This is a genomic window from Paenibacillus agaridevorans (assembly GCF_018604145.1).
GTDB classification, from domain to species: Bacteria; Bacillota; Bacilli; order Paenibacillales; family Paenibacillaceae; genus Pristimantibacillus; species Pristimantibacillus agaridevorans.
The window spans coordinates 8,834,656-8,853,914 of record NZ_CP075889.1 but is presented as its reverse complement, the minus strand read 5'-3'; the positions used below and the strand labels follow the sequence as shown (position 1 = coordinate 8,853,914).

At 52.5% G+C, this 19,259-nt stretch carries 20 protein-coding genes; 1 reads left to right on the top strand and 19 read right to left on the bottom strand.

Features of this window, described 5'->3' with window-relative positions:
* Positions 1-34 precede the first annotated feature (34 nt).
* On the top strand, positions 35-1,150 hold the full coding sequence (locus KJW29_RS35215; protein WP_214628160.1) for a glycoside hydrolase family 88 protein: 1,116 nt from the start codon (positions 35-37) through the stop codon (positions 1,148-1,150).
* Between the two features lie 98 nt (positions 1,151-1,248).
* Here KJW29_RS35215 and KJW29_RS35210 read toward each other — a convergent pair whose 3' ends face one another.
* The 19 genes from KJW29_RS35210 to KJW29_RS35120 all read right to left on the bottom strand — a co-directional run bounded on the left by KJW29_RS35210 (position 1,249) and on the right by KJW29_RS35120 (position 19,013).
* Positions 1,249-2,424 (bottom strand): N-acetylglucosamine-6-phosphate deacetylase, encoded by a 1,176-nt coding sequence (locus KJW29_RS35210; protein WP_214628159.1) that lies wholly within the window; start codon positions 2,422-2,424, stop codon positions 1,249-1,251.
* 37 nt (positions 2,425-2,461) lie between these two features.
* Positions 2,462-3,202 carry a 6-phosphogluconolactonase gene (locus tag KJW29_RS35205; protein WP_214628158.1) on the bottom strand — a complete coding sequence of 247 codons (741 nt, stop codon included), beginning with the start codon at positions 3,200-3,202 and terminating at the stop codon, positions 2,462-2,464.
* 49 nt (positions 3,203-3,251) lie between these two features.
* Complete coding sequence (locus KJW29_RS35200; RefSeq protein WP_214628157.1) at positions 3,252-5,207, bottom strand: alpha/beta hydrolase family protein; 1,956 nt, start codon at positions 5,205-5,207, stop codon at positions 3,252-3,254.
* On the bottom strand, positions 5,201-6,427 hold the full coding sequence (locus KJW29_RS35195; protein ID WP_214628156.1) for a Gfo/Idh/MocA family protein: 1,227 nt from the start codon (positions 6,425-6,427) through the stop codon (positions 5,201-5,203). Before KJW29_RS35195 ends, KJW29_RS35200 begins: the two co-directional genes overlap by 7 nt.
* 23 nt (positions 6,428-6,450) lie before the next feature.
* Complete coding sequence (locus KJW29_RS35190; protein WP_246608505.1) at positions 6,451-7,329, bottom strand: carbohydrate ABC transporter permease; 879 nt, start codon at positions 7,327-7,329, stop codon at positions 6,451-6,453.
* Positions 7,330-7,343: 14 nt separating this feature from the next.
* Positions 7,344-8,252 (bottom strand): ABC transporter permease, encoded by a 909-nt coding sequence (locus KJW29_RS35185; protein WP_214628155.1) that lies wholly within the window; start codon positions 8,250-8,252, stop codon positions 7,344-7,346.
* 99 nt (positions 8,253-8,351) lie between these two features.
* Entirely contained in the window at positions 8,352-9,995 is a 1,644-nt protein-coding gene (locus KJW29_RS35180) for an extracellular solute-binding protein (protein ID WP_214628154.1), read from the bottom strand.
* Positions 9,996-10,145: 150 nt separating this feature from the next.
* The gene (locus KJW29_RS35175) at positions 10,146-11,198 is read right to left on the bottom strand and encodes a LacI family DNA-binding transcriptional regulator (protein ID WP_246608504.1); all 1,053 of its coding nucleotides are present in this window, start codon (positions 11,196-11,198) and stop codon (positions 10,146-10,148) included.
* Between the two features lie 355 nt (positions 11,199-11,553).
* Positions 11,554-12,039, bottom strand: a complete 486-nt coding sequence (locus tag KJW29_RS35170) for a hypothetical protein (protein ID WP_214628152.1) — start codon at positions 12,037-12,039, stop codon at positions 11,554-11,556.
* A gap of 88 nt (positions 12,040-12,127) precedes the next feature.
* The gene (locus KJW29_RS35165; protein WP_214628151.1) at positions 12,128-12,553 is read right to left on the bottom strand and encodes a hypothetical protein; all 426 of its coding nucleotides are present in this window, start codon (positions 12,551-12,553) and stop codon (positions 12,128-12,130) included.
* Entirely contained in the window at positions 12,550-12,696 is a 147-nt protein-coding gene (locus tag KJW29_RS35160; RefSeq protein WP_214628150.1) for a hypothetical protein, read from the bottom strand. Before KJW29_RS35160 ends, KJW29_RS35165 begins: the two co-directional genes overlap by 4 nt.
* A 366-nt stretch (positions 12,697-13,062) precedes the next feature.
* Positions 13,063-13,212, bottom strand: a complete 150-nt coding sequence (locus KJW29_RS35155; protein WP_179215673.1) for a hypothetical protein — start codon at positions 13,210-13,212, stop codon at positions 13,063-13,065.
* A gap of 81 nt (positions 13,213-13,293) precedes the next feature.
* Positions 13,294-14,184, bottom strand: a complete 891-nt coding sequence (locus tag KJW29_RS35150; RefSeq protein WP_214628149.1) for a hypothetical protein — start codon at positions 14,182-14,184, stop codon at positions 13,294-13,296.
* Positions 14,185-14,203: 19 nt separating this feature from the next.
* The gene (locus tag KJW29_RS35145) at positions 14,204-15,139 is read right to left on the bottom strand and encodes a type II secretion system F family protein (protein ID WP_214628148.1); all 936 of its coding nucleotides are present in this window, start codon (positions 15,137-15,139) and stop codon (positions 14,204-14,206) included.
* 58 nt (positions 15,140-15,197) lie between these two features.
* Positions 15,198-16,586: a CpaF/VirB11 family protein gene (locus KJW29_RS35140; RefSeq protein ID WP_214628147.1), complete on the bottom strand. Its 1,389-nt coding sequence runs from the start codon at positions 16,584-16,586 to the stop codon at positions 15,198-15,200.
* Positions 16,583-17,434: a CpaE/TadZ family protein gene (locus KJW29_RS35135; protein WP_214628146.1), complete on the bottom strand. Its 852-nt coding sequence runs from the start codon at positions 17,432-17,434 to the stop codon at positions 16,583-16,585. Before KJW29_RS35135 ends, KJW29_RS35140 begins: the two co-directional genes overlap by 4 nt.
* Positions 17,431-18,213: an SAF domain-containing protein gene (locus KJW29_RS35130; RefSeq protein WP_214628145.1), complete on the bottom strand. Its 783-nt coding sequence runs from the start codon at positions 18,211-18,213 to the stop codon at positions 17,431-17,433. The genes KJW29_RS35135 and KJW29_RS35130 overlap by 4 nt, the downstream gene beginning before the upstream one ends.
* A gap of 164 nt (positions 18,214-18,377) precedes the next feature.
* The gene (locus KJW29_RS35125; protein ID WP_087569551.1) at positions 18,378-18,728 is read right to left on the bottom strand and encodes a type II toxin-antitoxin system PemK/MazF family toxin; all 351 of its coding nucleotides are present in this window, start codon (positions 18,726-18,728) and stop codon (positions 18,378-18,380) included.
* Positions 18,729-18,731: 3 nt separating this feature from the next.
* Positions 18,732-19,013, bottom strand: coding sequence for a CopG family ribbon-helix-helix protein (locus KJW29_RS35120; RefSeq protein WP_087569552.1), 282 nt, complete (start codon positions 19,011-19,013; stop codon positions 18,732-18,734).
* Positions 19,014-19,259 lie beyond the last annotated feature (246 nt).

Here is a 19,259-nt window from a genome sequence, read left to right as displayed (position 1 = left end):
AAGAAATCAACTACATCAAGCAAAGAGGTGCGCTATGTGGAACCTTGCAATGGAAGACGCCGTTGCGAAAACTCGCAGCAATATTGGGCGGTTTGGCCCCTTATTCCCCCATGTCAGCAATAATGATGTGTATGCCCTCAATGACAACCGCTCGTGGACTGCCGGCTTCTGGCCCGGCATGTTGTGGCTGTGTTACGAGTATACGAAGGATGAGACGTTCCTGACTGCCGCTCGCAATACGACGGAAAGCTTCCGCGATCGGCTCGCGCAAAGAAAGGCGCTTAATACCCATGATATTGGGTTCCTGTACACTTTATCCGCGAAGGCGCATTGGATCGTCCAAGAGGACGAATTCGCGAAACAGCTGACGATTGACGCAGCCGATCTCCTGCTCGCGCGTTTTCGTCCGCAGACGGGGATCATCCAGGCCTGGGGATCCGAAGGGGACGAAGAGTACGGCGGCAGAATGATTATCGATTGTATGATGAATCTTCCTTTGCTCTATTGGGCCAGCGAGATCACCGGAGATCGCCGATACAGCGATGCGGCCGTCCAGCACGCCGACAAGAGCCGCCGCTTCCTCATTCGCGGCGACGATTCCTCCTATCACACCTTCTACTTCAATCGGGAAACCGGGGACGCCATCCGAGGCGGCACTCACCAGGGATATGCAGACGGCTCCACATGGACTCGCGGACAAGCATGGGGCATATACGGCTTCGCCCTGTCTTATCGTTACACCCGGAATCCGCTCTATCTCGAAACCTCGCTGAGAATGGCCCGTTATTTCCTCGAACGTCTGCCTGAGGACTTTGTCGCCTACTGGGACTTCGACGCTCCCGTTAACGCCGATACGAAACGCGACAGCTCGGCGTCGGCCATTACAGCCTGCGGCATATTGGAGCTGCTTGGGCATCTTCCGGCCGATCATCCTGAGCGCGATTACCTGGAGGATGGCGTACAGCGCTCCATGAAGGGACTGATCCGGCATTATGCGACAATCGGCAAACCTGACGCACAGGGCTTGCTGGAGCATGGCTCCTACAGCGTCAGAGGCGACGCGTCGCCGGATGACTATATGATCTGGGGCGACTATTATTATCTGGAAGCGATCATGCGTCTGGAGCAAGGACATAAAGGCTATTGGTAACTGCCAATTGCACAAAGAACCGTTTCTCTATGGAGACGGTTCTTTGCGCGCTTACAGGCAAGAGGATGCTTGGCGAGTCATACCAACATATGATCCTCTTATCCGGTTTGATTCGTCTGCTGCTCGCTCTTATACCGGGATATCCCTTGAGAGACCGTTTCTCTCACGCGAAACCAATTCGACTCGTCGGAATCGTACAGGATGAAGTCCGCCGGCGCACCCGGCGTTAGAGAACCTGCTCCGTCCTGCGCCAAACCAAGCAGTTCGGCCGCATGGGTGGAAGCCATCTCTATCGCTTCGCTGACCGAAGCGATGCCGAACCGGGCAATATTGGCCACGCCTTCATGCAGCGCAAGCGCGGAACCGGCGAAAATATCGGGTGTTGCCGCAAGGAACAGTCTCCCCTCCTCATCCTTGATTACATCGTTAACCCCGTACCTGTAGATTCCCGGAGGAGCGCCCTCCAGCATGTTGGTGTCGCTGACGAGAATGGCCTTGCTTCCTTTTACCCGAATCATCGACTTGAGCGTGGACGGCGGCAGGTGGAAGCCATCCGCAATCAAGCCTGCCCATAACCGGTCTTCCCCAAGCTGCGCCCATATGTAGTTCGGATGGCGCTTCAGCACGGGATGAGCTCCGTTCCCGAGATGGGTCGACATCGTCGCCCCCGCGTCCACTGCCAACCCGATCTCTTCCTCCATTGCCGCCGTATGTCCAATAGCTGCAATAATGCCGCGTTCTGTCAGCCTGCGAATAAATTCGATTGCTCCCTTGCGCTCCGGCGCCACCGTCACTTTCCGCAACCTGCCTTTGGCTGCGGCCTCCCATGCCAGAAATTCGTTCCAATCCGGATCTCGCATCACCTTGGCGGAGTGAGCTCCTCTGGGACCGTCTTCTGCCGACAGATAGGGTCCTTCCATATGAATACCGACAATCGCATAATCGGTTATCGGATCCGCCTCGCATGCTTGAACCAGTAATGCAAGACGAGATAAGGCATCATCCTGCGAGCAACTCGTGATGGTCGGGAAGAAGCGGGCGACACCGCAACTGTGCAAATACCGGACCGTCTCGGCAATCATCTCGACGGTCGTCTCCCTTCCGTTATAATTGACGCCATGAATGCCGTTCACTTGCAAATCCATTAGCGCCGGCGCTATCCATACGTCAGCATGCTCTTCTTCCGTTTCCTCAACCGAATGGATACGTCCCGACAAGACACGAATCCTTGCAGTCCTGCCTGTTTTCCAATGTCTACCTACCCAGCTTGGCATCGATGTTGTCCCTCCCGTTTCATGGAGCCGTCTTTTTTTAGCTCCGCTCGATCCCGGATGATGACTCTTTGTCCAGGAACAAGGACCAACTCTCGTGTGTTTTGAGAATAGAAGCCGGAATTTCCGGCGTCACGTCCGGCTCCAACGCAAGCCGGATGGCATCCGCTTTAACCCGATGCGGTACGCAAGAAATAATATGCTCCGCCTTCATGATTTGTTGCACCGACATGGAGATCGCTTGATTCGGAACGTCATCGTGGGACGCAAACCAGCCTTCTCCAACCTGCTGCCGCTTGCAATTGTCATCCAGATTGACGATCAAATACGGATTCGTCGTCTCAAAATCGGCTGGCGGATCGTTAAAGGCGATGTGCGCATTTTCACCGATGCCGATCAAGGCCAGATCAACGTCCTCTCTCGTAATCTCTTCGGCAAGCTGCCGGATATGCGCCTCCGGTTCAAGCTCCCCGTTGACGAAATGCACCTTGCCGATGTCCCCGCCGACACGTTCAACGAATCGGTCCTGCAAATACTTTCTGAAGCTTGCCGCGTGAGAAATGGGCAGCCCGATATATTCATCCAGATGAAACATCTCCACCTTGGACCAATCGATAGACTGCCGCACAAAGGATTCGAAAAACTGGAATTGGGATGCGCCTGTCGATAATACGATTCTGACCTTTCCTTTCTCTTTTATTTTCTCATTCATAATGTTGGCAGCTTCTATAGCAGCCGCCTCGCCTAGCTCATCTGCGGAATTAAAGATTCGAATATTCAATTTGTCACATTCCTCTCTTGTTTGTAATTGGAATCCGTTCGATCATCGACTATTCCTCTTGGCTCCACTTTCTCAAGTCGGGAAGATCAAAGTACCGCAGCATGCCCGGCAGCACAATACTCAGAATATCTCTGGATTTATAATGATCGCTTTCTACCCAAGAGGCGATGCTCTCAAGCGCGTCTTCCCATTCCCATGTGGGGAAATTCGGTCTTATCGCGGAAGCCAATTGCGCATAAAGACCATGTCTCCCCGATGCGTATACTTGAAGTTGTTTGCCGTCAACGCCGGGAAGAGTCGCTGCAGCCTTCACCGCCCGGATTACATCATACGTCCTTAATGCCGCAACACTATCGCCAAGCCAGAAGGAATCGGTCGACAGCTTATGCATAATTTCATAAAAATCGAGCGGATCTTTACCGTCGATCAGATGCGGCTGCAAAGGCCCCGATCCCGTCGTATCCAGCACAATAACGCTTCGGCCGGACCGGCAAGTTCGACTGATCCAATCCCAATGCCGCTGCAAATCATGCGTTCCGCCCTCCCAAATGGCTAGAGTAGCGGGTAACCTCTCTTCCCCCCGGCCTTGCTCCTTAAACACGATCCCGTGGTTGAATATTCCCTCCTGCGACCACCATACGGCATTATAGAAATTCAACTGTCCCACCGAATCCTGCTGCATAAAACATCTTGGCCGGAACGGTACCGGTTTTCTGCCGTCGTAGACTCGCTCTTTCAGCCAATACAAACCGACTTCCTTCAAGGCGGCGGCAGCTTCTCGCTTGGCGCGCAATTGCTTCGACCTGACTGCAATTTCGGAGTGAGTCGTTCTTGCCGGAACTTCCAACCCCGGTTCGCTTAGCACTTGTCCCGTACTCATACATAACAACTGCGAGGTGTTCAGTTGTTCGTCCGAAGGAGCAACAATGGATGCGGCCCCTCTTCCGCCCAGATGACGCAGAAAAAACTCTGCAGCCGCTTCTCCCAAAGCCGGTGTATACGCATGAAGCGCCTCGTCTACGAAAAGCCGAATTTGTTTTTCCTTGCCGTGCATCTCCCAGAACCGCTTTACTCGACCGAATGTGCGCAGCGTGCCTTCGATTGGAAAAAAATCGTAAGAAACAGCCAATACAAGCAGCGGCTTGGGAGCAATGGCCAACAATATATCCTCATGATCGAAGCCCTTCGCCGTGAAGCCCGGCCATATTTGCTCCGCATCCTGACTTCTTCCCGCATACATAAACGATTGCCGGCTCATAATGAACGTGGCCGGGGCGGCGGCGGCAATACGCGAATCCGCCATCATCACCATAGCCGTCTGCGTTCCGCCGCCCGAATTGCCGGTGACTCCGATTCTCCCCGCATCCACATCCGGTCTTGTGATCATATAATCGATAGCCCGCATCGCATCATGTACAAAATATCGCGCCAGACAATCCCCAAGCGGCAGACATTGACTGCCCAAATAATCATGTTCCCTGACGCCGATTCCGACGATAGAACCACCGTTCCCGTCACCATGCTGCAGGCGCTCGCCTTGACCAATTGGGTCCATAGCCAGAACGACAAGTCCGGCATGGACTAATTGCCGGCATACAGACTGATATTCCTCCGCATGTTTGGCTTCATCATGATGGCCGCATAAAAATAATACTGCCGGTCCCGGCTCGCTGCGTCCATCCGGAACATACACATTGCAAGTTACCCATATACCGGGACGCGACTGAAAAACAACCTTTTCGATCCGAAATCCTTGTTGTTGCAGAACGCCGCATTCTTTGGGCAAGAGAGGCGAATCGGATGGCGGCAGTCCCCCGATGCATTGCAGGAACCCGTCGCGAATGGCCGCTTGCCTGGACTTTAATTCCGCATGTGTTTCAATAAGATCCCGTTGTTCCTCCCCCGCACGGAAGGCCTGCTCCGACCGTTCGTACACCTGGCGTTTCCACTGCTCCTTGACTTGGTACATCCGCAGCCGATACGATTCCAACTCCGAGATCAACATGATTGGGCAACCCCCAGAAGTTCGCCGATTCGCACAGGACGATTGTCTGCTATCGATTGGTTCGCCGCAGAACCCAAACATAACGACATCGTTCCTGCCCAGGAATCCGCCTGTTGCCCCAAGGGATCGGGCTGGTCCGGCACGAACATCATACGCTGAAGTTTGACGTCGCTACCGCCATGTCCGCCCTCCAGCTTCTTGATTCGGTGAATCTCGACATTGCCTCTATGGTCGTAGACATGAAGCTGCTGGAACGGCTCGCCCGCGCGTTCGCCGCTTGTATACACCTCGGCCTCCATTCGCCCCTTCGTCCCGTGAATCACCGCGCGCCAACCTTCGTACGGGCTGTAGGCAATCAACGAATAATTTAAGGTGACGGCGTCCTCGTACCTCACATTCAACGACATCGAATCGTAGATCGTGATGTCATCCCCGAACACGCATTGGTCACGGACATAACCGTCCTCCTGCTCCGCCCCCAGATAATAGGAGTTGGCAAACTCGTCGCTTTCCATATCGTAATAAAACTCGCAGGTAGATTGGTAAGCGCAAGTCAAACAACGTTCGCCCCGTTCCTCTCTCGTCGCTCCATAGAACGCCCTGCGGCCGTAAGCGAATACCTCCTCCGGCTCCTTGCCAAGCCACCAGTTAATCAAGTCGAAGTGATGCGTTGATTTATGAACCAGCAGCCCCCCGCTGTTCTCCATCCTTCTATGCCATCTGCGGAAATAATCGGCCCCATGGCTATGATCCAGATTCCACTCGAAGTGGATATGCGTAACTTCTCCGATAGCGCCTTCGTTCAGCAACTCCTTTATTCGGGCGGTGTAAGGATTGAAACGCGCGTTAAAGGTGACGCGAACCTTCTTCCCCGTTCTGCGTTCAGCCTCCAGAATGGCGCGGCACTTCTCCGCATCGATCGTCATCGGTTTCTCGGTAATACAATTGAAGCCGGCTTCGAGCGCACGAATAATATATTCATGATGCGTGCTGTCGACGGTAGCGACAATGACGACATCCGGTCTGGAGCCTGACAGCATCGCGTCGAACGAATCGTATACAGGTACCCCTCCGCATTCCTGACTCAACAAATTCGCTCTGGTGGAGTTGATATCGTAAATCCCGACCAACCTTGCCGTCGCATGCCACTGGAAAGCAATCGGCTTGGCAAACATATAACGGGCTCTTGCCCCGGCGCCTACGATCGCATAACTTTTCATAGCTGTCCTCCCTCTTTCCGTTTTCACTCTTTAAGCGAACCGATCATGACTCCTTGCACGAAGTACTTCTGCAGAAAGGGATAGACACTCACAATCGGCAGTACGGTAACAATAATCATAGCGTATTTAATCTGAATGGAATGCAACGTCCGGTCATAGGAATCAATCATGCCTTCCACCATCACTTCTTGACCCTGGACCAATATCTTCATCAGATACAACGATAAAGGCTGCAGTGACGGATTGGGCAAATACATAAGCGCAGGGAAAAAGCTGTTCCAATGATTGACTGCATAAAACAACGTTAGCACGGCCAGTATCGGTTTAGATAAAGGCAACACGATTTTGGTCAAAATCGTAATATCGTTAGCTCCATCCAATTTCGCAGATTCATGCAAGCTCTCCGGTATCGTTTGAAAAAATGTGCGCGCAATAATGATCAGGAACGCGCTTGCTGCTGTCGGAAGCAGAATCGCCCATCTTGTATTGTAGATACCGAGATCTTGCATCAAGATGAACATCGGAATAATCCCGCCGCCGAAAAACATCGTGACAACAATAAACATCATCATATATTTTCTCAGAAAAAAACCTTTTCTCGACAGCGGGTAAGCTGCCAGCGACGTCATGATCACATTAAGCATCGTCCCTGCAACCGTGTAGAAAAAGGTATTCGAATACGATCTCCAAACTTCCGGACTATCGAATATACGGTCATACGCCGAGAACGACAACCCTTTCGGGAATAACCAGACCGACTGCTCCACAACGTGAATAGGCTTGCTGATCGACATACTCAGTACATACAGAAACGGATACAACGTGATGCAAATAATAAACAACATGACTGCATACACGAGAACGTCCGCCGCCCGTTCACTGGCTGATTGACGAATTTTCACCGCTCGCGTTCCTCCTACCATAACGATGTCTCCGAAACTTTGCGGCTGATCCTGTTGACACTGACCAACAAAATAATATTAATGACGTTATTAAACAAGTTGACCGCCGCTGCGAAGCTGAAATCGGAATTCAGAATGCCCCGTCGATAAACAAAAGTCCCAATGACGTCCGCCGTTTCGTAAGTCGCTGGATTATAGAGCAGAAGCACCTTCTCGAAACCTACATCCATCAGATTGCCTACATTAAGAATTAACAAAATAATGATGGTCGGAATAATACTTGGCAACGTAATATGCATCACTTTTTTCCACCGGTTGGCTCCGTCAATCTCCGCCGCCTCATACAGTTGGGGATTAATGCCCGCTATAGCCGCCAAATAAATAATGGAGCCCCATCCGAAGGTTTGCCAAATGCCGGATGAAACGAAGATTGTCCTGAACCAATCTGGGTCATTAAGAAACCCGATAGGGGCGAAACCCAGCTTGACTAGCGCGAGATTGATTATGCCGTCCAACGGATTCGTAAAAGTAACAATCATGCCCGCAATTACAACAATCGAAATAAAATGGGGCAAATAGCTGATTGTTTGTACCATCCGTTTGAAGTAGCGGTTCTTCAACTCGTTCAGCAGCAGAGCGAATATAATAGGAGCCGGAAATCCCCAGAATAAAGAATATAAGCTGATCAGCAGCGTATTTTTCAACAATCTCCAGAAATAGATAGAATCAAAAAACAATTGAAAGTTCTGAACGCCAGCCCAACTGCTGCTCAGAATGCCGTCCAATGGCCGGAATTGCTTGAAAGCAATAATGATCCCGTACATCGGCACATAGTGGAAGATAACAAAATAGATCAGTACCGGCACAGTCAGCAAAAGCAAAAACTTGTCTCGGTTCAAAGCCTTAATCGCTTGATAAAACATCGGCGCACACCTCTTTACAGAGTTATGAAGCAATGGAAAGGCCGGTTCTCAGACAGAGAATGGAATGTCGCATTAATCCGGGAACCGGCCGACATGGAATTATTGATTTAAGTAACGTTCGTATTTCTGTTGTTTAATTTCCAATATACGATCCATGCCCAACGCTTTCGTTGTGCTCACGAACTTCTCCCAATCGATCGGCGTTTGTCCCGTTACAAATTTTAGCAGCGTCTCAGATACATACGTTTCGACTTCGGAATTTAACCGAGCCAGTTCCTCAGCCTCCTCAGGCGTATCCAGAATAACGGGATTGGAAGGCACAAGATACTCCTTCACCTTGCTCACTTGAGCAGATAAAGCTGGATCCTTATCCAGAATCGCTTGCGGTTGCAGCGAGAACGGACCGTCCATCATTCGCAACCATGGCATGTTCGGCATCGCACCGAGCGATCTTAACGCTTCGTTAAAGGACAACCCGTCGGGATGCTTGGAGGTCCAATCGGTAAATTGCGGTTTTCCGTCCTTCATTTCATAGCTGACGCCTTCGATTCCGAATGTCACAAGTCGATTGCCGGCTTCGCTGGCATAAATATAATCCAGCCATTTCATCGCCAGTACCGGATCCTTCGCATCCTTCGATATCGCCCATCCAGAGCCCAGAGGAGCTCCAAGCTCATAGAAGGGCTCGTGACCAGGACCGCTTGGCGGGTTCGTAATGACCCAATCGGCTGCTACTCCAGCGTCCTTCTGCATTCCATTAAACCGGTTAACATTGTTGACGAAATGTACGGTAGTGCCGATTAAATCTCTCGAAATGCCGGAATCGATCTGTTCATAGCTGTTATTCATGAAATTCGGATCGATCAGACCTTCGCTGTAAAGCTTGTTCACCCACTCGATAAATGTTTTTGCTTCATCCTTGATCCAGTGATATTCAATCACGTCCGACTTATTAGGATAATAACCGTCGCTGTATACGAATAAATGAAGTCCCATCGCGCTGCCGAATAATCCTAACCCCTTCAGCGAATATTCCGGGGAGATCGGTATTTCATCAGGCTTGCCGTTTTTATTCGGATCTCCCGTTTTGAACGCCTTCAATACCTCGTACCATTGGTCCAGCGTTTCCGGTTCTTTCAGCCCAAGCTCGTCAAGCCAGTCCTTGCGGATCAATATGCCGAAGGGATCCGCCATATAGGCTCCAGCCGAATTGGAATGAATGGAGTAAATATTGCCGTCAGGGGCGGTCATCATTCGCTCCATATCGGGATTGTCCTTGAACAGTTGCTGAATATTAGGAGCATGTTCGGCAATTAAATCGTTAAGCGGCATAATAAGTCCGTCACTGGCCGTCTTGACGGGGCTGTCGACCAAGCGGAATATGTCTGGCAAATTTCTAGCCGCAGCCAATCGCACGCCCATGGACTCCACATATTGAGAATTCGGAAACACTTCCCATTCAATCTTGACGCCGGTCAGCTTCTCGAATTCATCCCAAACGGCCGTACCTTGCGCGTAACTATTCGGCGCATACAGATTATCGCCGCTTGCCACTCTCAAAGTCGCAGTCCCTGGTTCCACGAATGGCAGCTTATAAGGCTCCGATTGACTTCCTTCCGTTACCTTGCTTGGCTCCTTCGTTGCGACCGCATCACTTGAGCCTGCTTTGTTGCTGCATGCCAGCAGCATGCTGAACGCTGTACAAACGACAATACCGGATACCCATTTTCTGTTTAACAACATGACTCTACCTCCCTTTGATGGTGGACCTGCATTGGTGAATCGTTGCAAAGAGGATACTCTGTATAAAATCCGGTAAAACTCGGCATCACCTCCCGAAAAGAAATAAACAGAAAACGATTTCTGTCACTTGAAAAAAAGAAGCGATAGATTCTATCGCAATGAAATGGATTGTGTAGATTGGCGAAGAACAAGCTTGGGCTGAAGCATAATTTCCTGAATATTGCCGGTATCGCCCTCCAGCACCTGGAAAAGCATGTTGCAAGCAAACTTTCCCATCTCCGCCTTGGGATGTTCAATGGTAGTCAGAGGAGGGGCCGTCATAATGGACAGATCCACATTATCGAATCCCATGACCGACATATCGTCCGGAACGCGTACGCCTTGCTCGCGAAGTTCATACATGACGCCCATCGCAGTGGAATCATTACAGGCCAAGATCGCGGTCGGACGTTCATCCGGCGATAGCTCCAACAATTGATTTGCCAGTTTTTTGCCGTTATTAAATTCATATTTGCCATCATAATAGCGGCCCTCTTGATTATCCGCTACGCGCACCAACTCTTCCGAAACATTAGCATCGTATTCTCTCATGGCATCCTGATATCCCTTATAAATGCCGAGACGGCTGGGACGATCAAGCGGAGCGGTCACGTATGCGATTCGGCGATGGCCCAGTTCAAGCAAGTGTTGAACAGCCATATAGCCGCCTCTTCTGTAGTCATAGTTAACTTGAAACACGGTTGGGTTTTCTTGCGCCTGATCGATGGAAATGACGCAGCCGCCTTTTTCGCTATACTCGGTCAGCACGCCGGTCTCTTGGGAAATCGATGATATAATAACCCCTCTCACCTGATTTTCCAGCAGGGTTTTAAAATAGTTTTTCTCCAGCTCGATATCCTGATGCGAGTTGCATAACAGTACGTGGTAACCCTTCTGTCGAGCTATCTCCTCAATTCCCAGAACGACTTCGGAATAGAAGGGATTGCTTATCGAAGGAACGATTATGCCGATTGTCATGGAGGTATTTGTTTTCAACTGGCGTCCTACCAGATTAGGCGTATAATTCAGCTGCTTGGCAGCTTTCTTGATCTTCTCTCGCATCGCTTCGCTGACGGGGTAGTCGCTTCCGCTAAGAACACGCGAGACTGTTGCCGGCGAAGCCTCGACCAATTTGGCAACGTCGAGAATTGTAACCGTTTTCAATGACCTTCTCCTCGCATTCAGCGACATCAAATCATAGATCGTATTCTTTCCCTTTTGTACGCTCTAATATCTTTAGTATGCTAGTTTCCCAAGAAGATCAACATGCTCCATTCTTACGAAGTATCACCTGGATTTAAGAATCGCATTGTCTATATTTAAACAGGATGTGATGTAAGCGATAGTGTATAGGAAGTCGGTAAAAGCGAATGCTTAATGAGGTGGCGCAACGGGTAGGTTTGCTAACGATAAGGAGGAGTTCGCTCTGGCTTTGAAACGCGATCTGACAAGGGGATTGTTAATTCAATATCCGAGGGATACCGGTTACGACGCGACGATCAAGCAGTACGATCTATAATTACCCTGCCACCAGTTCGGCGGCTCCCCTTATTTCCCACTCGATCGGCTCAAGCACGCGGAACGATCTAGGGTAGACAACTTTGACGATCAGTATAACGCCGGGCTTACGCAGGACGGCTTCGAATTGATGTTCATCATTGCGGTAGACATACGGAAACGTTTGGTCTCCGTTAACAATATCGAATACGAGCACCTCAATCGGCTCTTGCAGGATGGAATTGTCCAATGGCACGCCCTCGTCGTCCACCAACAGGTTGCCGCCTAAATAATTCATGGCCGTCTCGGCCGCAGTCTGCGGATCGATGCGAAGCTCGCCATTGCCGAGCGCTTCCTTATCAAGCTGCTGGGCAGCGGCATGCGCTGCCCGATTGATCGCCCGTTTGCTTTGGGACAATGTTTTCATCGCCAATTCCTCTTCAACCCCCATGAGATGAACCGCCATCCAGACGGTCATCATCATCATGATCAGCAGCAGCTTGTACAAGGCGGCTTCCTCCTTTCATTCACTGGTAGAGCCAAATACAATGGTATTGCCAAATTCATTGACAGCGCCAATTAAAGCACTAGCCGGGCTATGGCACGTACTCGCTCATTTTCATCCCGAAAGCCCGTATCCGCGTTTCCGGCGCAATGGGGGACAGGCCGATCAGCGCATCGATCATAAACAAGTTCTCGAACGGATAGCTGATCGCAAGCGTTATGCCCGTCCCCCTTGGCACGGGCGAGCCTGGGTTGGCGGCGGACACGCCGCTGGTCGTCTCAGCGGTGTATTCGATCTCGTCGCGTTCCAGGCCCAGACGTTCCAGCCGATCGGCCGATTGCTGCAGCATCGCGGCGCTAATATAGCCGTATGTACCGCTCGCGCCAACCTCCAGCAAATAATCGACCTCTTGCTGCAGCACCGCTTGCCGAACAATGACGACATGCTTATAGATTGGCGAGAACATCATCCAGCACAGCATCGCCGCAAACAGCACGAAGAGCAGCAATTGCTTCACGGACTCATCCCCCTTATATAATCGCTGATGGATGCGCCCGCTTCATTTGTCCGCGTCCTCATGCCGTCCTCTCCTTCGGCAACCGCCGAATAGACCAGCAATACGGTCACAAGCAATAACATGGATAATAACAATGCGCGCATGGATTGCACCTCCCAAGGTGAAACGGCTTACGCCGTCCTTTGGACGAGCACGTTTACCGATGAAATTTAAGAACAAGTATAAGGAGTCAAAACCTTTAGAGGAAAAACTCCCTCTAATACCCCCGTCTCCGCCCTTGCTTGCTCTTTAGAGGGAAATCCTACCTCTAATACTGGCCGAATCGCTGTTTTCGGGTTGATCCTCCTCGATTTAAGGGAGTTTTCCCTCTAAGCGGAGCTGATATTCGAATTTCCCCAGATTAATGGGAGCTTTTCCCTCTATTTTCTGATGCGTTTAAACAAACAGAGACGGCTTCTGCATGCGGCGGAAACCGCTCCTTCTCACCCCAGGCCAGACCCGGCTGTCCATTAAGGAAGCAACTGGCTGATTCTTGTATTCGCGGCATTGCCTTGCGATTGCACTTGGCTTCTCGTACCCGTCGTATCTTGGGCGATGATCGAGTTGAACAGTACGATGACAACGACAAGCATCATTACGGTCATAAGAATATTGCGCATCCTTCCTCACCTCCTTCATCAATTGCCTGCAAATTCTCCGACAAACGGCAATCGAGCGTTCAATCTTGCCGGCTCTCCGCTCTAGCCAAGAGATTCGAACAGCTTCTGTCCTTCCTTGACCCATGGAAATATAAAAACCTGGAACGTATAAAGAATCGGAATGCCTGCCAGCAGGAACAACACGTACGAGGTGGATTCCTTGCGTCCTTCCTTGGCAAGCTCCAGCTTGTCCTTGTAATCCTCGATCCTTACGCGGAGCAACTCGTAATATTCGCGGCTCTCATGCAGCCGCAGCGCATCCAGCGTCTCCACGAAGCTCATCCCGTCATCCGTTCCGAGCCGGGTCTTAAATCGCTGAAGAGCCGAAGCCGGATCATGATACCACTCCGCCAGCAGCCGCTCCATATCGCCGCGCATCGTCTTTGTGAAAGGAATGCAGCGAGTCAGCTTGGCATGGATATGAAGAGACGAATCGGCCAAATACAGAAGCTGATTGCTTATCGTGTAGATTTCCTTCGTCATCTGAAGCGAACGCAGCTTGCCGATCGTTCTGAGCCACATACGGTCCATCGCGAGCAGACCGACAAGCAAGGCGGGAATTCCGACAGCCAGTTGGACTGCCGGCGACATCACATTTACCCCCAGCATGGCTGCTGACGCGAGCGCCGCCACGATCAAGATCCCGCTGCCGGCGAAGCGCGCAAGCATATACCAAGCGGGATCGACCGTCACGCCGCATGAGGCAAGCAGCAGCTCCCGCTCTCTAAATGCGTGGGAGTCCCTGCTGATCCGCAACAATCTCAGCCAGCCGGCCGGTGGCGGGGCTGCTCTCCAGGACAGGAACGCCAGCCTGCTCCAGCGTGGAGCTTTTCTCGGCAGCAATGACAACAGTACGTATATGGCAACGGCCGCGAATAACAGCTGTCCCGTTATCAGGGCCAGCCGAATTCCCTGCTCCGCTTGCTCGAACATGGGGAGCACTCCTTCCCTCTTACATCTTTTTGCGAGATAACCATAGTCCCATCAGGAACGACGCGAAGATCAGCAGCAGCGCGTTCAGCAGCATATCCTTCCCCTGCTGATCGAACAAATAGTAATAATAGGCGTTCTCCGGGTTGTACTTGATGTTGATGCCGACGAACAAAGCCAGGAACAACACCGGCGTGAAGTTGGCGATTCTAATCTCCAGCAGCCGATGACGCTCCTGCTCGTTGGAACGCCGCGCCTTGCGCATGTCGCCCAGCAGCTCGCGCAAACCGTCCGTCACCGTCACGCCTTCCGTCAAAGCGACCCGCATAATGTTTGCGAAGTAATCCGCCCACACATGTCCCAGCGATCCCGCCATAAGCCGCAGCGACCTCTCGTCGTCTCCCCGCACGGACAGATTCCGGTACAGCTGCTCGAACACCGCCTGCATGGGGCCGAGCAGACGCTTCTCTTCGATCGCGCGCTGCAGCGCCGTCCGGACATGACGTTCTCCCGTGACAAGATAACATTGATAGAACAGCTCCACGGCTGGCAGGAAGTCCAGCTGCGCCTGCATCCGGCGGTGGATAAGCAGTCCCCGGAGCAAGGCGTAAGGCGCGACGCCGACAAGAACCCCGAAGAGCAGCGTGCCCTTCAAACTTTGGAAAAACATGCCTCCAAGCGAGACCCCCATCAGCAGCAGAATAAACGAAGCCCCCAGAAACAGATCAGCCGTCATCTTTAGCCGCAGCGTCTCCAGCAATAGGGCGCAATGCTCCCGCAGCCGCGCATATAGGGTAAACTCCCGCATGAGCAGCCGGCGCAGGCTTCGGGGCGATTCGTAAGTCAGACGATTTCGCAATCTACGCCTGTCATGAACGATATCGAGCAGATTTCCTATGATATAAGAGAACAGCAAGAACAGAGCGGCAGCGGCTGCCGTCATCGTCAAATGGTTCATAACGTGCATATCACCTCCAGTCTTACCCCTTCCATGTCCCATTGCCCGTAAGCAAGGGTCATGTGCAATATCCCGCCGCCGCCAGTTTCGCTGCTTTCCTCTCGGACGGCGCCGCTTCGAATCGCCAATCATCCTGCAGTTCGTCGTACACCGCCCAGTCCTGGACGAAGGCCTCTCCTCCCCGCCAGCCCAGCTCTCCAATGCGCGCAACAATTCGGCGGCCTGCTACGATCTTCATCTGGATCCCTACCTCCGTCACATATTCGGCTATCCGCTTCGAAAGCCGCTCCGCGTTCATCGCCCTGCCATCCAGCATGCACATATCGGTAATCGCCTCCGGCACGTCCTCCAGCTCGTTCGCATGAACCGTCGTCATGCTGCCGCTATGCCCTCTCGTGCATGCGCGAACGTAGATGTTGGCGTCCTCGTCTCGGATTTCGGCATGAACGATCCGCTGCGGCGATTGCCTTAGCGCCAGCTTAAATGCCTGTGCGGAAGAGTGGCTGCCATCCTCTTCTGACGATTCGTATTCCACGATATTTTTGTCAGGGAAGTCGCGCCCGAGCATCATCTCGAATCGGCCTTCAATCGTAATGATTCGCTCTTCGTCGGGAAGCTCCGCAATGAGCGCCTTCAGCAAATTCGTCTTGCCGGAGTTTGTTGCGCCGATGACGACGATATTGAATCTCGCATGAAGGATGGCCCTGAGCAGTCCCGCCACCCTTGCATTCATCGTTCTGTAAGGATAGTCCGCCAGCGCCGCCAGACTGAACGTGCGCATCGTATAGAACCGAATGGTCAGCGTGGGACTTGCCGTAAAACCAAAGCCCGTCATGGTGACGCGCGAGCCGTCGCGAAGCATCACTTCCGCCCAGCGCTTGCGCGGCGTTATCCGGTCGTTGTTGAACAACACCAAATTTTGCTGGATGCGTTCCACATCTCTCAGCTCTTCGAATGCGAACTTAGACAGCGTACCGAATCCGCTCCTCACCTCGTAGATTCGCGTTCCTACGACCTGAATCTCCTCCAGTCCTTCCCGATCCGCAAGCACAAGCTCCAGCACATGGAGTCCCACCACCTCCGCAAACAGCGCTTCCGCCAATGTCGCATAAGGATGCCGCCAACCTTCCACCCGCTGGATGCGCAAACGGATGAGACGCTCCTCGATAATCGCGAGCACTTGCTCCCGCTCCTGCGGGAAACCCAGCACGGCACGATTAAGCGTTTCGCCATAAGCTCTGCGCTCTTCCTCCGTGAGCCCTCTCGGAGCGCTTAAGTAAGAACGTATGTCATCCACCAGTTGGCTCTGCTCCTCTGCCGGCGAATGGCTTTCCTCCAGCTTGCCTAATGCTCCCGAGCTCTCTGGCGCGGATTGCTTGTCGGGATTCCGTCCTCCGGTCCTTGCCGCGAATTCCGCGGGAGAGAACTTTGTCCGCTCCTGACTCATGCCGACCCCGTCCTTTCTCTCGCACCCATTCGCTTGAACGGCCATGCGACAAGCTTGGCGCGAGGCACGGGCAACCCCAGCCCGTAACGGGAAACGATCCTGCCCGCTTGCCTCGACATTGCCGCTTTCCCCGCCTTATCTTCCTTTAGCCACAGGTGAAACGCGCCTTGATCCAGGCTGGCGAACAACGTCTGCGACAAACGGAGCTCGCTGATTCCTGCTGAGCCAAGCTCTCTTCCGATCTGCGCTGCACTGTATGCGTCACGTCCCCAAGGCGCACGTATGACAAGGCATTCGTATTGCTCCGGACGCACCTTGAACAGTGGCGACACGTCGCCAATCCATCGTTTGCCGTCCTCCTGGAAGTGGGACAGCGCTCCTGTCGTCACTACGACCCGCACGTTAGCACGCTGAATCGCGCATACCGTCGCCGCGTTATCCCAGTACGCCCCGACGTCTAGCACGACGCAGGCGAACGTCCGCTCCGCCACATCGAGCAAATGCTGAATTTCCCTATCGGTAAAATATTCCGCCTGCTCCCTGTTCAAACTTCCGAACAACACCCGGAGATTACGCTGCCCCGGCAGCTCGAACATCGCGCGTTGCAGCATGGCCGGCGTCAATGCCGCCGACCGAAGCTCGGGCTGCAGCTTGTCGAGCGTCGTTTCGGGTTCGTCCACGTCGAGGAACCGGTGCAGCTTGGCGCTCTTGAGATGCAGGCACAAATAGCCGACCGGCTTGTCTGTCGCTTCCGCAAGCCTCATCGCCGACGCGAATGCAGCCGTTGTCGTACCTATATTGGGCGTCGTGCCGACATAAACGATCATCGTCCCTTGCTTGCCGCTCATGGCTGTTCCTCCTCTTCCTTGGTCTCTAGATCATGCTGCCGTATGCCTGAAATAGAGGAATCCCTGTCAACCGCATTGCCAATCCGTTCGAAAGACGCCGGGCTGTAGGCGACCACAAGCTTGACTTCTCCGCCCTTGCACAGTTCGTCGATGGTCAGCCATTGCGTCTCGGTCAGATTCAGGTTGATGACGTCGATGCTGCCGTTGGCGTCCCTGCGGACCGCGTACATCTCTTCCTTATTGCCTTCGGCTAGCGACAGCAGGTGCGGCCGCTCCATATTGTCTATCTCTACGTTTCCTGCCGTCTTTACAGAAGCTGCCACGACCGGTTCGTCGAACACGCGAGTCGAAGCTCCTTCCGGTCCCGATGCATACAACGTCACAAGATCGCCGGCGCGAATGCCGCTGGAGATGGAACGTATATAGTCCTTGGGCAGTTGAAAGGTCGCTTCCGAACCTCTCGGCTGAAGGCCGTATTCGTTCAGCTTCCATGCCAGCACGGGCTCCCCTCTTCCCATCGGCACGACGGCTTCCTTGCCGGCCACGGCGTCGACTCCCTCAACCATCTCTTTCTGATAAGCTTCGGCAGGCAGCCGGAGCAGCATCAAATCTTCCGCTTGAATTCGTTCTCCCGCTGCAATAAACCGAACAGGAGCCACGACCGGCATGGTCGCCTGGCGCTCCACCTGCAGCCGCTGCAGATCGTACAGCCCATAGACAAGACCTGCCGATAATACCGCCGCAACCAGACTGAGCCACATATTTCGCCCCTTGCCCATCACTTACCCACTCCCTTCCCGACAACGACAAAAAAGAACGCACGCGTAAGCCGGTCTCGGCTCATCGCATGCGTTCTTCGCATTCGTAGTCACTTATCATTTAACTTTAGTGTTCAATTGCGTATATAATATCAATAATTGTCATGATTTGTCTATAACAATTTTTAGAAATCGATCAAACCGACGCTAATCAACAGCGCATCGTCGACCTTTCGCATCGTTTCGTCGTCCAGATGCGTAATTTTGTCCGTCAGACGCTGCTTGTCGATCGTACGGATCTGCTCCAGCAGCACGACGGAATCGCGGTCGAAGCCATGCGTCGCCGCATCCATCTCTACATGCGTCGGCAACTTTGCTTTCTGAATTTGAGCGGTGATGGCAGCTACGATGACGGTAGGGCTGAAGCGGTTACCGATGTCATTCTGTATTACGAGAACGGGACGGACTCCTCCCTGTTCAGATCCTACGACTGGGGACAAATCGGCAAAAAAAACATCTCCGCGTTTGACGATCAAGCTCTACACCCCGCTCACTAGACGCCCTAACGTGTGATCCGCTTCTTCCTCTGCTTGAAACGCTTCCGAGGCCATGTTCAGATTGATTCTCGCCATCTCCATATAGCCGCGCTGCATGGACTCGCGGATTTGACGTTTCTTGCGCTCTACCAGATACAGCTTCATGGCTTGCCGAATAAACTCGCTGCGATTGGAGTTTTCCTTGGCGACGATTCCGTCGACTTCCTCCAGCAGCTGATCGGGCAGGCTGATCATGATCCTTTTCGTATTATGGATATTGGCCACCGAACTGACACCCCCAAAACTTTTCCAAAGCCACGTGCATGATAAAATCTACAGCTCCACGAAAATGTTGATTGCATGTAGAAGGTTTGTTGTTAAATTCATACAGGAAGGAACATACGTCCCATTCAACTGACCCTATGCGGTTGTAGCAGGAACATTCTGGCGCTGCTGCGTAAAATGTTCAAGCGGAGTATTTATACTCCCTTATAGTCTGGCAAAATATAGCCTCCGCTATACTTCAACATA

Bases quoted from the DNA above. Each gene is read 5' to 3' on its own strand.
- KJW29_RS35140 (WP_214628147.1), bottom strand. From the start codon at position 16,586: ATGAGTCAGGAGCGGACAAAGTTCTCTCCCGCGGAATTCGCGGCAAGG.
- KJW29_RS35200 (WP_214628157.1), bottom strand. From the start codon at position 5,207: ATGTTGATCTCGGAGTTGGAATCGTATCGGCTGCGGATGTACCAAGTC.
- KJW29_RS35195 (WP_214628156.1), bottom strand. From the start codon at position 6,427: ATGAAAAGTTATGCGATCGTAGGCGCCGGGGCAAGAGCCCGTTATATG.
- KJW29_RS35150 (WP_214628149.1), bottom strand. From the start codon at position 14,184: ATGTTCGAGCAAGCGGAGCAGGGAATTCGGCTGGCCCTGATAACGGGA.
- KJW29_RS35135 (WP_214628146.1), bottom strand. From the start codon at position 17,434: ATGAGCGGCAAGCAAGGGACGATGATCGTTTATGTCGGCACGACGCCC.
- KJW29_RS35130 (WP_214628145.1), bottom strand. From the start codon at position 18,213: ATGGGCAAGGGGCGAAATATGTGGCTCAGTCTGGTTGCGGCGGTATTA.
- KJW29_RS35215 (WP_214628160.1), top strand. From the start codon at position 35: ATGTGGAACCTTGCAATGGAAGACGCCGTTGCGAAAACTCGCAGCAAT.
- KJW29_RS35180 (WP_214628154.1), bottom strand. From the start codon at position 9,995: ATGTTGTTAAACAGAAAATGGGTATCCGGTATTGTCGTTTGTACAGCG.
- KJW29_RS35185 (WP_214628155.1), bottom strand. From the start codon at position 8,252: ATGTTTTATCAAGCGATTAAGGCTTTGAACCGAGACAAGTTTTTGCTT.
- KJW29_RS35155 (WP_179215673.1), bottom strand. From the start codon at position 13,212: ATGCGCAATATTCTTATGACCGTAATGATGCTTGTCGTTGTCATCGTA.
- KJW29_RS35210 (WP_214628159.1), bottom strand. From the start codon at position 2,424: ATGCCAAGCTGGGTAGGTAGACATTGGAAAACAGGCAGGACTGCAAGG.
- KJW29_RS35145 (WP_214628148.1), bottom strand. From the start codon at position 15,139: ATGAACCATTTGACGATGACGGCAGCCGCTGCCGCTCTGTTCTTGCTG.
- KJW29_RS35160 (WP_214628150.1), bottom strand. From the start codon at position 12,696: ATGCGCGCATTGTTATTATCCATGTTATTGCTTGTGACCGTATTGCTG.